The following is a 13,257-nucleotide window of genomic DNA, read 5'->3' as shown; positions in this document are numbered from 1 at the left end:
ACGGGTTGCGCGTAAATAGCTGAAATCGGCATGGCGGCTAGCTTAGCGGATGCAAGCGGCCGCGCACACCCGCAGCGGTCAAACCTTGGCGAGGCTGGGTGTGGACTTGCTGCGCGGGCGCAATTGAGCCACCGCCATGGCCTGATCGGTCACACCGGTTTCAGCGCGCATGCCGGCGGCGAGGAATGGCACCATCAGGCGCATCACCTGCTCGATGGAGGTGTTGACGCCGAAATCCGTCTCGGCAATCGCGCGCAGTGCCTTGATCCCGGACATGCTGAAGGCCGCAGCGCCGAGCATGAAGTGCACGCGCCAGAACAGCTCGATGGGTGGGATACGCGGGGCAGCTTCATTGACCAACAACATATAGCGACGAAACACTTTGCCGTACATGTCTTCCAGGTAACGACGCAGGTGGCCCTGGCTCTGACTGAACGCCAGGCCCAATAGACGCATGAAAATAGACAGGTCGTTACCGCTACGCGGTTGAACCACCAGGGCTTGCTCGACCAGAATCTCCAAAAGCTCTTCCAGGCTTGGCCTGTTATCCGCCTTGGCCTGGCGACGCTCCAGTTCGCGGTCGAGACTGGCGCAGAACGGCCCCAGGAAGCGCGAGAACACCGCTTGGATCAGCGCTTTCTTCGAGCCGAAATGGTAGTTCACGGCAGCGAGGTTGACCCCAGCCTTGCTGGTGATCAGCCGCAATGAAGTTTCAGCAAATCCTTTTTCCGCGAACAATTGCTCGGCAGCATCGAGAATGCGTTCAACGGTTTCCGACTGGGCCATGGCTACTCCGCCTGACAAACACTTGTTTGAAACATACGTTTCAGGGTATGTCTTGTCAAGCCTGCGGGTCCGTTTTCCGGCCGGGCAGTCATCTATTTCGTCGCTATTTAATCACATCTTTCATGGCCTGTAGGCGGTGCTATAGCTGCCCCCCGATACGGATGATGGATGACCGTCCAGCGGAGTCGTTCAAAAGGATCATTGCCAAGCGCCGTTCACTGTATATAATCCCAGTCACTGTATAAAAAGACAGAGCGATCAACATGCTAAAACTGACGCCACGCCAAGCTGAGATTCTGGCTTTTATCAAGCGCTGCCTTGATGACAACGGTTACCCACCGACACGCGCCGAAATTGCGCTGGAGCTGGGTTTCAAGTCTCCCAACGCTGCCGAGGAACACCTCAAGGCCCTCGCGCGCAAAGGCGCGATCGAGATGACCCCGGGGGCTTCGCGCGGTATTCGCATCCCTGGCTTCGAAGCCAAGGCCGACGAATCGACACTGCCGATCATCGGTCGAGTGGCCGCGGGTGCGCCGATCCTGGCGCAACAGCACGTCGAGGAATCCTGCAACATCAACCCGACCTTCTTCCATCCGCGCGCCGATTACCTGTTACGGGTGCACGGCATGAGCATGAAGGACGTGGGTATTTTCGATGGCGACCTGCTGGCCGTTCACACCACCCGCGAAGCCCGCAATGGCCAGATCGTCGTGGCGCGGATCGGCGATGAAGTCACCGTCAAGCGCTTCAAGCGTGAAGGCAGCAAGGTCTGGCTCCTGGCCGAAAACCCGGAGTTCGCGCCGATTGAAGTGAACCTCAAAGACCAGGACCTGGTGATCGAAGGCTTGAGTGTCGGCGTCATTCGCCGCTAAAGGAGACATCATGCAGCTCTTGCACACCCCACAACACACACAACTGTCGCTGTTCGAGGCCTTTATGGCTCAACCCCTTGCGCCCATCCTCAAAGAAACGGTCGAAGCGCCGTGGAGCTGCGAACCTGAGGTATTCAGTGAATTGTCGTTGCGTGGGGCTGCCGGGAGCTGCTTGAGCCTGCTGGCGCCGATCCTGCGCGAACTCAGTGAGGAGCAGGACGCGCGCTGGTTGACGCTGATCGCCCCGCCCGCCAGCCTGACCCAGGCTTGGCTGCGGGATGCCGGCCTCAACCGTGAGCGTATTCTGTTGCTGCAGCCACGGGGCACGCAAAGTGCCCAGCAGTTGACCTGCGAAGCTTTGCGCCTGGGCCGTAGCCATACGGTGGTGAGCTGGCTGAACCCGTTGAATGCAACGGCCAAGCAGCAGCTGATCAGCGCCGCGCACACGGGCGATGCGCAGAGCTTGAATATTCGACTGGGGTAAGAAGTGAGCGGGTTACCCAGGGCTCAGTGAAGAACCTTTGGGCCATCTTCCTTCTCCGGCTCGCCTTCAGCCAGGCGACCGGCCATTTGCACGCCAACGCTCAACATCGCTTTAGCCACTTCCACATGCTGGCCTTGCAGGAACGCTTTTGCGTCTTCGGAAAAGTCCAGAATGACCAGAGAACCTTCGTCCTCAGCCCGGCGCAGCTCGATTCGGCCGTCAGGCAGTTCAACAATTTCCAGAAAGGACGTTGGCATAAAAGTCTGTTCTCCACGAAAGCGCGGGATTATATCAGTGTTGTCGCGTGCAGGCGTGCCCGCTCAGCACTCGCTCAAACCTTCGCGAAAGCGCAACGCCAGCTTTTTCAGTTCCTGACGCCAGCTTTCCAGCTCTTCACGGCTCAAAGGCTTGGGCTCATCCGCCTCCAATGCAACCGCCACGATCAATGGCTGCGTCACATCCCCCTTGGGTACATGGGGAACGCGGGGCGGTTGGAACATGTCGGCGTGCGCCTTGAGCAGGCGGGCTACCCAACTGTCCGGGCTCTGGGCCATTTCCACCAGCTCGGCCAATTCCGGGATAGCCATGGTTTCCAGCACGTCTCGGGCCATGATCATTTCCGCGCGGGGCGAACCGGCCTGGGGCAAGCGGTAGAACCCGGCGATTTCATGGCATAACCCCAGCAAGGCGCCGTACAGGTGAAACAGAGCGGCTTCACGCCCCGCCTGGACCAGCGCGATAGCATTCATCTCCTTGCCTGCCTCGGCACGACCAAGGGCTTCCAGGGACAACCCCGCGAAGTAAATTTTCTGGTTGGTACGGGTATAGAGTTCGTTGGCCATGACGGCAATCTCCACAACGAATGAGGCGTGATGCTGGCTGTGTAGGAGCGAGCTTGCTCGCGAAAAACCTGAGAGCACCACTGTGTATCAGATTTCTCGCGTCATCGTTAACTGCAAGTGCCATGAGGCAGATCCAAATGTGGGAGGGGGCTTGCTCCCGATGGCGATGCATCAGTCATAGGTATGTTGACTGATACACCGCTATCGGGAGCAAGCCCCCTCCCACATTGGACTATCAAGCGCCCTGGCGCTTGTCCTCGACCTTCCACTTGCCGCCGTCGTAGAACGCTTTCCAGCCGGTAGGCTTGCCGTCGACTTCGGTCTGCACGTACTGCTCCTTGGTTTTGCGGCTATAGCGGATCACGGCTGGGCGACCATCCGGGTCCTTCTTCGGCGCTTCACACAGGAAGTGGTACTTCGGATCGATCTCATCCTTGTGCGGTACGATTTCCAGCACCAGCGGGGCACGGGTCTCGCGGTTTTTCGGGAACTGGCTGGCTGCCAGGAACAGGCCCGAAGCACCGTCGCGCAGGATGTAGGTGTCGTTGACCTTCTCGCACTTGAGCTCAGGCATCTTCACCGGGTCCATCTTCGGCGGCGCCGCGTCACCGCTCTTCAGCAGTTTGCGGGTGTTCTTGCAGGTTGGATTGGTGCAACCGAAGAACTTGCCGAAACGACCGGTCTTGAGCTGCATCTCGCTGCCGCACTTGTCGCACTCCAGGCTCGGACCTTCGTAGCCCTTGATGCGGTAGGTGCCCTCTTCAATCTCGTAACCGTTGCAATCCGGGTTGTTACCGCAGATGTGCAGCTTGTGCTTTTCATCCAGCAGGTAAGCGTCCATCGCGGTGCTGCAGATCGGGCAACGGTGCTTGCCACGCAACACCAGCGACTCGGATTCACCCTCGTCATCCGCCGCGATTTCATCGCCCGGCACCAGGTTGACGGTGGCCTTGCAGCGCTCTTTGGGCGGCAGGCTGTAGCCCGAGCACCCCAGGAACACGCCGGTGGACGCTGTACGAATCTGCATCGGCCGGCCGCAGGTGAGGCACGGAATGTCGGTCATGACCGGCTGGTTGGCACGCATACCGCTCTCAGGGCTCTCGGCCACTTCGAGTTTTTTCTTGAAGTCGCCGTAGAACTCGTCCAGCACGCTCTTCCAGTCGCGTTCGCCCTGGGCCACGTCATCGAGGTTCTCTTCCATGCCGGCGGTGAAGCCGTAGTCCATCAGGTTGGAGAAACTCTCGGACAGACGCTCGGTGACGATGTCACCCATTTTTTCCGAATAGAAGCGGCGGTTGTGCAGCGCCACGTAGCCACGGTCCTGGATGGTGGAGATGATTGCCGCATAGGTAGAAGGACGACCGATGCCGCGTTTCTCCATCTCTTTTACCAGGCTGGCTTCCGAATAACGCGCCGGCGGCTTGGTGAAGTGCTGGGACGGGTCGAGCTTGATCAGCTTCAACGTATCGCCCTGAGCCATGTCCGGCAGCACATCGTCGTCGCCAGGCTTGGCGATTTGCGGCATTACACGGGTATAACCGTCGAACTTGAGGATCCGGCCCTTGGCACGCAGCTCAAAGTCGCCCGCCCCCACGCTGACGGTGGTGGACAGGTATTGCGCCGGCAGCATCTGGCAGGCCAGGAACTGGCGCCAGATCAGCTCGTAGAGGCGCTCGGCGTCGCGCTCCATGCCGCTCAGCTTGCTCGGCTCGGTGTTGGCATCGGAAGGACGAATCGCTTCGTGAGCCTCCTGGGCGCCTTCCTTGCTGCTGTAGACGTTTGGCTTTTCCGGCAGGTACTTCTTGCCGAACTCGCTTTCGATATAAGTACGCGCCATTGCCACCGCGTCTTGCGACAGGTTGGTGGAGTCGGTACGCATGTAAGTGATATAGCCGGCTTCGTACAGACGCTGGGCCATCATCATGGTTTTCTTCACACCGAAGCCCAGGCGGTTGCTCGCGGCCTGCTGCAGGGTGGAAGTGATGAACGGCGCCGACGGCTTGCTGCTGGTCGGCTTGTCTTCGCGCTTGACGATGCTGTAGCTGGAGGCCTTGAGCTTCTCCAGCGCGGCCATGGCCCGGGCTTCGTTCAGCGGCTTGAAGGCTTCGCCTTTTTCGCGGGCCACTTCAAAGCGCACGTTGTTGCCCTTGGCAGTGCCGAGGTCAGCGTGGACTTCCCAATATTCTTCGGGGTTGAACGCACGAATCTCGCGCTCACGCTCCACCACCAGCTTCACCGCCACCGACTGCACACGGCCGGCGGACAGGCCACGGGCGATTTTTGCCCACAGCAGCGGCGAGACCATGTAGCCCACGACGCGGTCGAGGAAGCGCCGCGCCTGCTGGGCGTTGACGCGGTCGATGTCCAGCTCGCCCGGCTTGGAGAAGGCTTCCTGGATGGCTTTCTTGGTGATTTCGTTGAACACCACGCGCTTGTAGCGGCTGTCATCACCGCCGATGGCTTCGCGCAGGTGCCACGCAATGGCTTCCCCTTCGCGGTCCAAGTCCGTCGCGAGATAGATGGTGTCGGCATCTTTGGCGAGCCGGCGCAGCTCTTCGATGACCTTTTCCTTGCCCGGAAGGATTTCGTACTTGGCCTTCCAGCCATGATCCGGGTCCACACCCATGCGCGAGACCAGCTGCTTGCGCGCTTTCTCTTTAGGCGTGAGCACCGGACCTTCGCCCGCGGCCGCCTTGCCGCGCTTGGCGGCAGGCTCCTTGCTGGCGCTAGCCGAACCGCTGGTGGGCAGGTCTCGGATATGGCCGATACTCGACTTCACCACGTACTCGTTGCCCAAGTACTTGTTGATGGTCTTGGCCTTAGCCGGGGATTCCACAATGACCAGCGATTTGCCCATGGATCGGAAAATTCCTGAATTCGAGAAGTGAAAGGCAGTTGGCGCCTGTCGCGGCAACGCTATATATAGTGGCAACAAGGTGAGGTCAAGCGCAGCATTTTGCGCGACCCGCCGTTATTGCCCTTTAAAAAGACTGGGTTCGGCCTGGACCAAAGCAAAGCGCGGGACCTGCTCGCCGTCAACCTCGACGGTCTCCAGGAACATGCTCAACGGGCGTACCCAAAAGCCGTAATCGCCATACAGTGCTTGGTAGAACACCATTTCTTCTTCGGTCTCGGAGTGCTGCGCCACGCTGAAAACGCGGTACTGCGGCCCCTTGTAATGCTGGTAGAGCCCGGGTTCGACTTTCATGCTCTGGCCCTCTTACAAAATTTATTGAAAAAAAATTAAAAATTCCAAAAAACAAAAACCGGGGCACTGGGCCCCGGCTTCCGTCAACCCAACGCTTAGACGCGTTCGAAGACGGTGGTAATGCCTTGGCCGAGACCAATGCACATGGTTGCAACCCCAAGGTTACCGCCATTTTGCTTCATCACGTTCAGCAATGTGCCGGAGATGCGGGCACCGGAGCAACCGAATGGGTGGCCCAGGGCAATCGCGCCGCCGTGCAGGTTAACCTTCTCATTCATCTTGTCGAGTACTTTCAGATCTTTCAACACTGGCAGGGCCTGTGCGGCGAAAGCTTCGTTAAGCTCGAAGAAGTCGATATCGGAGATGGTCAGGCCCGCGCGCTTCAAGGCTTTTTGTGTGGCCGGTACTGGACCATAGCCCATGATCGCCGGGTCCACACCCGCCACGGCCATCGAGCGGATCACCGCCAGCGGCTGGATTCCCAGGTCCTGGGCACGTTGCGCCGACATCACGATCATGCACGAAGCACCGTCGGTGATTTGCGACGACGTACCGGCAGTCACGGTGCCGCCCTTGGGATTGAACGCCGGCTTGAGCGCCGCCAGGCTTTCCAGGGTGGTGTCCGGACGAATGGTTTCGTCGTAGTCGAACAACTTCAGGAAACCGTTCTCGTCATAGCCGTTCATCGGGATGATTTCATCCTTGAACTTGCCTTCCACGGTCGCCTTGTGGGCGAGTTGGTGGGAGCGCAGGCCGAACGCGTCCTGGGCCTCGCGGGTAATGCCGTGCATCTTGCCGAGCATTTCTGCGGTGAGGCCCATCATGCCCGAGGCTTTCGCCGCATACAGCGACATGTGCGGGTTAGGGTCGACGCCGTGCATCATGCTGACGTGGCCCATGTGCTCCACGCCGCCGACCACGAACACATCACCGTTACCGGTCATGATCGCCTGGGCGGCCGTGTGCAGCGCGCTCATCGACGAACCGCACAGGCGGCTCACGGTCTGGCCGGCCGCGGTGTGCGGGATCTGGGTCATCAAGGAGGCCATGCGCGCGATGTTCCAGCCCTGCTCCAGGGTCTGGTTCACACAGCCCCAGATCACGTCTTCGACTTCGTTCGGGTCAACCTTGACGTTGCGTTCCAGCAGCTTGCTGATCAGGTGCGCCGACATGTCTTCGGCACGGGTGTTGCGGTGCATGCCGCCCTTGGAGCGGCCCATCGGCGTACGACCGAAGTCGACGATCACGACGTCTCTTGGATTCAAGCTCATAAATATTCTCGCTCTAGTCGATTGGGCGCTTAACCGAAGAAGCTCTGGCCATTCTTGGCCATTTCACGCAGCTTCGCGGTCGGGTGGTACAGCGGGCCCAGATCAGCGTATTTGTCAGCCAGGGCAACGAACTCGGCCACACCGATCGAGTCGATGTAACGCAGCGCACCACCACGGAACGGAGGGAAACCAATACCGTACACCAGGCCCATATCGGCTTCGGCGGCGGTCTCGACGATGCCGTCTTCCAGGCAACGTACGGTTTCCAGGCACAGGGCGATCATCATCCAGTTGATGATGTCCTCATCGGACACCTCACGCTGCTCGTAGATGACGGGGGCGAGTACTTCGTGCACCGACGGGTCGGCCACTTTCTTCTGCTTGCCCTTCTTGTCGGCCTCGTAGGCGTAGAAGCCCTTGCCATTCTTCTGGCCCAGGCGCTTGGCTTCGTAGAGTGCGTCGATCGCCGAGCGGCGGTCGTCTTTCATGCGGTCCGGGAAGCCTTCAGCCATGACGTCGCGACCGTGGTGGCCGGTGTCGATGCCGACCACGTCCATCAGGTACGCCGGGCCCATTGGCCAGCCGAATTTTTCCATGACCTTGTCGATGCGCACGAAGTCCACACCGGCGCTGACCAGTTTGGCGAAACCGCCAAAGTACGGGAACAGTACGCGGTTGACCAAAAAGCCCGGGCAGTCATTGACCACGATCGGGTTCTTGCCCATTTTCTTGGCGTAGGCAACGGTGGTGGCAATAGCCAGCTCGCTGGACTTCTCGCCACGGATCACTTCCACCAGCGGCATCATGTGCACCGGGTTGAAGAAGTGCATGCCGACGAAGTTTTCCGGACGCTTGAGGGCCTTGGCCAGCAAGCTGATGGAAATGGTCGAGGTGTTGGAAGCCAGGATGGTGTCGTCTTTGACCTGGGCTTCGACTTCAGCCAATACCGCCTGCTTGACCTTCGGGTTCTCGACAACGGCTTCGACGACCAGGTCGACGTGGCCGAAATCGCCGTAGGACAGCGTAGGACGAATGCCGTTAAGCACTTCAGCCATTTTCGCAGCGGTCATACGACCCTTATCAACGCGGCCCACCAGCAGTTTGGCGGCTTCCGCCAGGCCCTGCTCGATACCGTGCTCGTTGATGTCTTTCATCAGGATCGGCGTGCCTTTGGATGCCGACTGGTAAGCGATACCGCCGCCCATGATACCGGCGCCCAGTACGGCGGCCTGTTTCACGTCCTTGGCGATTTCGTCGTAGGCCTTGGCCTTTTTCTTCAATTCCTGATCGTTCAGGAACAAGCCGATCAGGCTCTGTGCAGCCGAGGTTTTCGCCAATTTGACGAAGCCTGCCGCTTCCACTTCCAGGGCTTTGTCGCGACCGAAGTTCGCGGCCTTCTGGATGGTCTTGATCGCTTCGACCGGCGCCGGGTAATTCGGGCCGGCTTGGCCTGCCACGAAACCTTTGGCGGTTTCGAACGACATCATTTGTTCGATGGCGTTGAGCTTGAGCTTTTCCAGCTTCGGCTGACGCTTGGCTTTGTAGTCGAATTCGCCGCTGATGGCGCCCTTGAGCAGGTTCAGCGCGGCTTCGGCCAGTTTGTCCGGGGCAACCACGGCATCGACAGCACCGACTTTCAGCGCGTCTTCAGCACGGTTTTCCTTGCCGGCGGCAATCCATTCGATGGCGTTGTCGGCACCGATCAGGCGCGGCAGGCGCACGGTGCCGCCGAAGCCCGGGTAGATGCCCAGCTTGACTTCAGGCAGGCCGATCTTGGCGGTAGCGGACATGACACGAAAGTCTGCCGCCAGGCACATTTCCAGGCCGCCGCCCAGGGCGATACCGTTGATCGCAGCAACGGTGGGTACGTTGAGGTCTTCGAAATCGCTGAAAATCTTGTTGGCTTCGAGGTTGCCAGCCACCAGCTCGGCATCGGGCAGCTTGAAGTTGTCGACGAATTCGGTGATGTCAGCGCCGACGATGAACACGTCCTTGCCGCTGGAGACGATCACGCCCTTGACCGAAGCATCTGCTTTGATGGTGTCTACGGCCTGACGCAGTTCGTTCAGGGTTAGACGGTTGAACTTGTTGACGGACTCACCCTTGAGGTCGAATTTCAATTCGACGATGCCACTTTCAAGAGCCTTAACCGTGATGGCTTTACCTTCGTAAATCATCAACTGATCTCCACGATATGGAAGCTGAACAGTACACACCGGACGCTGGCCTCTGGTTGGACATTGACAGCTGCATCAATGCTCACGCCAATCCGCCAGGCACACCCGCCAGTGCGATAGTCGGGGTTATGTCAGAGTCGCCTGTAGGACAAACGCTCAATTCATACGCCCGTTTGATTTGGGTACGCCACCTTCATCCAATTCCGAGCAATTGTCAATCGCTCCAAAGGCTAGGAAAAACGCGACTTTCCAGTCATTTCAGAACCCGAAGCGCAGGATAGCAACCCGTCAATATTTAACTATTCACAAGATCAATAATAGGAAACATACGGAAAAGCACTGTACAGAAACGGATTGGCGGCTAGGCTAACGGCAACTTGAAGATCTACCGGCCTGCCTGGCCAACTCCAGCCCGATGATGAGTCGGGCTTTTTATTGCCCGGCGTTCCGGTTTTTCTGTAGGAGCGAGCTTGCTCGCGAAAATCGCCAGCCATAACGCAGCTACCTCAGCTTTAACGCGGCGCTCTCAGGTTTTTCGCGAGCAAGCTCGCTCCTACAATGAGTGGGTTATGTCAGGCCAGGGCTTTGAGCAGCGCATCAATATCCTTCAACACGCTCGCCTCGCCCTTCTCGCCCCAATACAAGGCGATCATTTGCTTGTCGGCCTCGACCTTGTACACGTTGGCCGGCAGCGTCGAAAAATACGGCAACAACCTTTCATCCACGCAGACCTCGCGCCATTGATTGACCCACACCCCCGGCTCCAACTGCCAGTAACTCCAGAGGGCCGGCGTGCTGCCGCGTCGTGGCCGGCAATACTGCGCGCAGGGGCTCGGCGGCTCTTGCTTGAGCCAGTGCGGCCACTCCTGGGGCGCCAGTTGCATGGCCAGCCCGATGCGGCGCGCCTCCATGCGCAGGGCCATGCGCCCGCTCTGATGGCGCGACGGGCGCAGCCATGCCAGAGGGCTCAGAACCACCACAAGGATTGACACCACTATCCAGACCGTCATATGTGTACCCCCGAATTTCCTGATGAGCGGATTTGATCTGACGCAAGCCGATCCGCTCGAAAGCAGCCATACTGAATTTATTGCAGTCCCCTGGAGGAACGCCCCATGCCCTACACACATATTCTGGTCGCCGTCGACCTGACCGAAGAGTGCGATCCAGTGATCAAGCGCGCGCAGGAATCTGCATTGGCCAATGGCGCCATACTGTCGTTGGTGCATATCGTCGAGCCCATGGCCATGGCCTTTGGCGGTGACGTGCCGATGGACCTTTCCCAGTTGCAGCAACAACAATTTGACCAGGCCAAGGAGCGCCTGGATCGTTTGATTCTCAAATACCCGCACCTGAAAAAGGAAGACTGCCACCTGACATACGGCCAACCGCGCCAGGAAATCCACCACTTGGCAAAGGAAAAGGCTTGCGACTTGATCGTGGTAGGTAGCCATGGTCGTCACGGTTTGGCGTTGTTGCTGGGCTCTACTGCCAATGATGTACTGCACGGCGCGCCGTGCGATGTGCTGGCGGTGAAGCTGGTAAAAAATACGTAAGAACGCCGTAGATCCAATGTGGGGGGGCTTGCCCCCTCCCACATTTTGACCGCATTTCATATAAAAAAGCCCAGCGCTCATAAAAGAGCGCCGGGCTTTTTCATTGTGCGAAGGTCACTTAGCCATCCAGCTCGGCCCAACGCTCAACCAGCACTTCCAGCTCCTGGTTCAACGTCTCCAGGGAAGCGATGACCGCAGCGGTTTCCGCCGCCGGACGCTGGTAGAAACCCGCGTCAGCCATTTGTGCTTCCACCGCGGCGATCTGTTGTTCCTTGGCGTCGATATCGCCCGGCAACGCTTCCAGCTCGCGCTGCAGCTTGTAGCTGAGTTTCTTCTTGGCCGCTGGCGCAGCTTCCTGAGCCGGTGCCGCAGTTTCCACGGGAGCAACCACTGCGGAGGTCAAGTCGGCCTTGCCGGACTTGCTCTCGGTTACGCCCAGCAGGCGCGGCGAGCCGCCCTGGCGCAGCCAGTCCTGATAACCACCGACGTACTCGCGCACCTTGCCCTCGCCTTCGAAGACCAGGGTGCTGGTGACCACGTTATCGAGGAATGCCCGGTCGTGGCTGACCATCAGTACGGTGCCGTTGAAGGTCAGCAAGACCTCTTCCAGCAGTTCGAGGGTTTCCACGTCGAGGTCGTTGGTCGGTTCGTCGAGTACCAGCAGGTTCGCCGGTTTGCTGAACAGCTTGGCCAGCAGCAGGCGCGCACGCTCGCCACCGGACAAGGCTTTCACCGGTGTACGTGCACGTTGCGGGCTGAACAGGAAGTCGCCCAGATAGCTGAGTACGTGGCGGCTCTGGCCGTCGATGTCGATAAAATCGCGGCCTTCGGCAACGTTGTCGATCACGGTTTTTTCCAGGTCCAACTGGTGGCGCAGCTGATCGAAGTAGGCCACGTCGATGCGCGTGCCCTCTTCCACCGTGCCGTTGGTCGGCTGCAGACCGCCGAGCATCAGCTTGAGCAAGGTGGTCTTGCCGGTACCGTTGGCGCCCAGCAGGCCGATACGGTCACCGCGCGCCAGGACCATGGAGAAGTCCTTGATCAGGAACGGGCCGTCCGGGTGATGGAAGCTGACGTTCTCCAGCACCATCACCTGCTTGCCCGACTTGTCGGCGGTATCGAGCTGGATATTGGCCTTGCCGGTACGTTCACGCCGTTCGCTGCGCTCAACCCGCAGCGCTTTCAACGCGCGCACGCGGCCTTCGTTACGGGTGCGGCGCGCCTTGATACCCTGGCGGATCCAGACTTCTTCCTGGGCCAGCTTCTTGTCGAACAGGGCGTTGGCGGTCTCTTCAGCCGAGAGTGCAGCTTCCTTGTGCACCAGGAAGCTGGCGTAGTCGCCGTTCCAGTCGATCAGGCCACCGCGGTCCAGTTCCAGGATGCGCGTGGCCAGGTTTTGCAGGAAAGACCGGTCGTGCGTGATGAACAGCACGGCGCCCTGGAAATCCTTGAGGGCTTCTTCGAGCCAGGCGATAGCGCCGATGTCCAGGTGGTTGGTCGGTTCGTCGAGCAGCAGCAGATCCGGCTCGGACACCAACGCCTGGGCCAGCAGCACGCGCCGACGCCAGCCGCCGGACAATTGGGCGAGGGTCTTGTCGGCGGGCAATTGCAGGCGGCTCAGGGTGCTGTCCACCAGTTGCTGCAGGCGCCAGCCGTCACGGGCTTCGAGGTCTTGCTGGACGTGCATCAGCTTGTCCAGGTCGGCTTCGGTGACGCAGTTCTGCGCCAGGTGATGGTATTGCGCGAGCAATTCGCCCACGCCGTCCAGGCCTTCGGCAACCACGTCGAACACTGTCCGCTCGTCGGCTACCGGCAATTCCTGCGGCAATTCGCCGATCTTGAGGCCTGGGGCACGCCAGACAGAGCCTTCATCGGGCTTCTGGTCGCCTTTTACCAGCTTCATCATGCTGGACTTGCCGGTGCCGTTGCGGCCGATGATGCACACCCGCTCACCACGGGCGATCTGCCAGGACACCTTGTCCAACAACGGCATAGCGCCGAAAGCAAGGGACACATCGCTGAATTTGAGCAGGGTCATACACTTCTCCAAAAACTGGGCGC

General features: G+C 59.4%; 12 protein-coding genes. 3 read left to right on the top strand and 9 right to left on the bottom strand.

Going from position 1 to position 13,257, the window contains the following annotated elements; all coding sequences use genetic code 11:
• Window positions 1-78 precede the first annotated feature (78 nt).
• Window positions 79-786 carry a TetR/AcrR family transcriptional regulator gene (locus C4J91_RS07840; protein WP_124361799.1) on the bottom strand — a complete coding sequence of 236 codons (708 nt, stop codon included), beginning with the start codon at window positions 784-786 and terminating at the stop codon, window positions 79-81.
• Between the two features lie 263 nt (window positions 787-1,049).
• Between C4J91_RS07840 and lexA the strand changes: the two genes are divergently transcribed.
• Window positions 1,050-1,658 carry a transcriptional repressor LexA gene (lexA, locus tag C4J91_RS07835; RefSeq protein WP_003172575.1) on the top strand — a complete coding sequence of 203 codons (609 nt, stop codon included), beginning with the start codon at window positions 1,050-1,052 and terminating at the stop codon, window positions 1,656-1,658.
• A gap of 10 nt (window positions 1,659-1,668) precedes the next feature.
• On the top strand, window positions 1,669-2,142 hold the full coding sequence (gene sulA / locus C4J91_RS07830) for an SOS-induced cell division inhibitor SulA (protein ID WP_124361798.1): 474 nt from the start codon (window positions 1,669-1,671) through the stop codon (window positions 2,140-2,142).
• A gap of 23 nt (window positions 2,143-2,165) precedes the next feature.
• Here the strand turns inward: sulA and C4J91_RS07825 are convergent, their stop codons facing one another.
• The 7 genes from C4J91_RS07825 to C4J91_RS07795 form a co-directional block, all read right to left on the bottom strand.
• Complete coding sequence (locus tag C4J91_RS07825) at window positions 2,166-2,399, bottom strand: hypothetical protein (RefSeq protein ID WP_124361797.1); 234 nt, start codon at window positions 2,397-2,399, stop codon at window positions 2,166-2,168.
• A 63-nt stretch (window positions 2,400-2,462) separates the two neighbouring features.
• Entirely contained in the window at window positions 2,463-2,984 is a 522-nt protein-coding gene (locus tag C4J91_RS07820) for a DUF6586 family protein (RefSeq protein ID WP_124361796.1), read from the bottom strand.
• Between the two features lie 235 nt (window positions 2,985-3,219).
• A complete protein-coding gene (topA, locus tag C4J91_RS07815; RefSeq protein ID WP_124361795.1) occupies window positions 3,220-5,841 on the bottom strand; it encodes a type I DNA topoisomerase in 2,622 nt (873 codons plus the stop codon).
• Between the two features lie 114 nt (window positions 5,842-5,955).
• Complete coding sequence (locus C4J91_RS07810; protein WP_124361794.1) at window positions 5,956-6,192, bottom strand: DUF1653 domain-containing protein; 237 nt, start codon at window positions 6,190-6,192, stop codon at window positions 5,956-5,958.
• A gap of 95 nt (window positions 6,193-6,287) precedes the next feature.
• Entirely contained in the window at window positions 6,288-7,463 is a 1,176-nt protein-coding gene (gene fadA, locus C4J91_RS07805) for an acetyl-CoA C-acyltransferase FadA (RefSeq protein ID WP_124361793.1), read from the bottom strand.
• 29 nt (window positions 7,464-7,492) lie between these two features.
• Window positions 7,493-9,640 (bottom strand): fatty acid oxidation complex subunit alpha FadB, encoded by a 2,148-nt coding sequence (gene fadB, locus C4J91_RS07800; protein WP_124361792.1) that lies wholly within the window; start codon window positions 9,638-9,640, stop codon window positions 7,493-7,495.
• Between the two features lie 572 nt (window positions 9,641-10,212).
• A complete protein-coding gene (locus tag C4J91_RS07795; protein ID WP_124361791.1) occupies window positions 10,213-10,650 on the bottom strand; it encodes a hypothetical protein in 438 nt (145 codons plus the stop codon).
• 105 nt (window positions 10,651-10,755) lie between these two features.
• Between C4J91_RS07795 and C4J91_RS07790 the strand changes: the two genes are divergently transcribed.
• The gene (locus tag C4J91_RS07790; RefSeq protein ID WP_104502144.1) at window positions 10,756-11,196 is read left to right on the top strand and encodes a universal stress protein; all 441 of its coding nucleotides are present in this window, start codon (window positions 10,756-10,758) and stop codon (window positions 11,194-11,196) included.
• A 118-nt stretch (window positions 11,197-11,314) separates the two neighbouring features.
• Here the strand turns inward: C4J91_RS07790 and C4J91_RS07785 are convergent, their stop codons facing one another.
• The gene (locus tag C4J91_RS07785) at window positions 11,315-13,234 is read right to left on the bottom strand and encodes an ATP-binding cassette domain-containing protein (RefSeq protein ID WP_124361790.1); all 1,920 of its coding nucleotides are present in this window, start codon (window positions 13,232-13,234) and stop codon (window positions 11,315-11,317) included.
• Window positions 13,235-13,257 lie beyond the last annotated feature (23 nt).

Source organism: Pseudomonas sp. R3-52-08 (genome assembly GCF_003851745.1).
In the GTDB taxonomy this organism is placed as follows: domain Bacteria; phylum Pseudomonadota; class Gammaproteobacteria; order Pseudomonadales; family Pseudomonadaceae; genus Aquipseudomonas.
The sequence above is the reverse complement of the archived record's forward strand: the minus strand, read 5'-3'. Positions and strand labels throughout refer to the sequence as shown.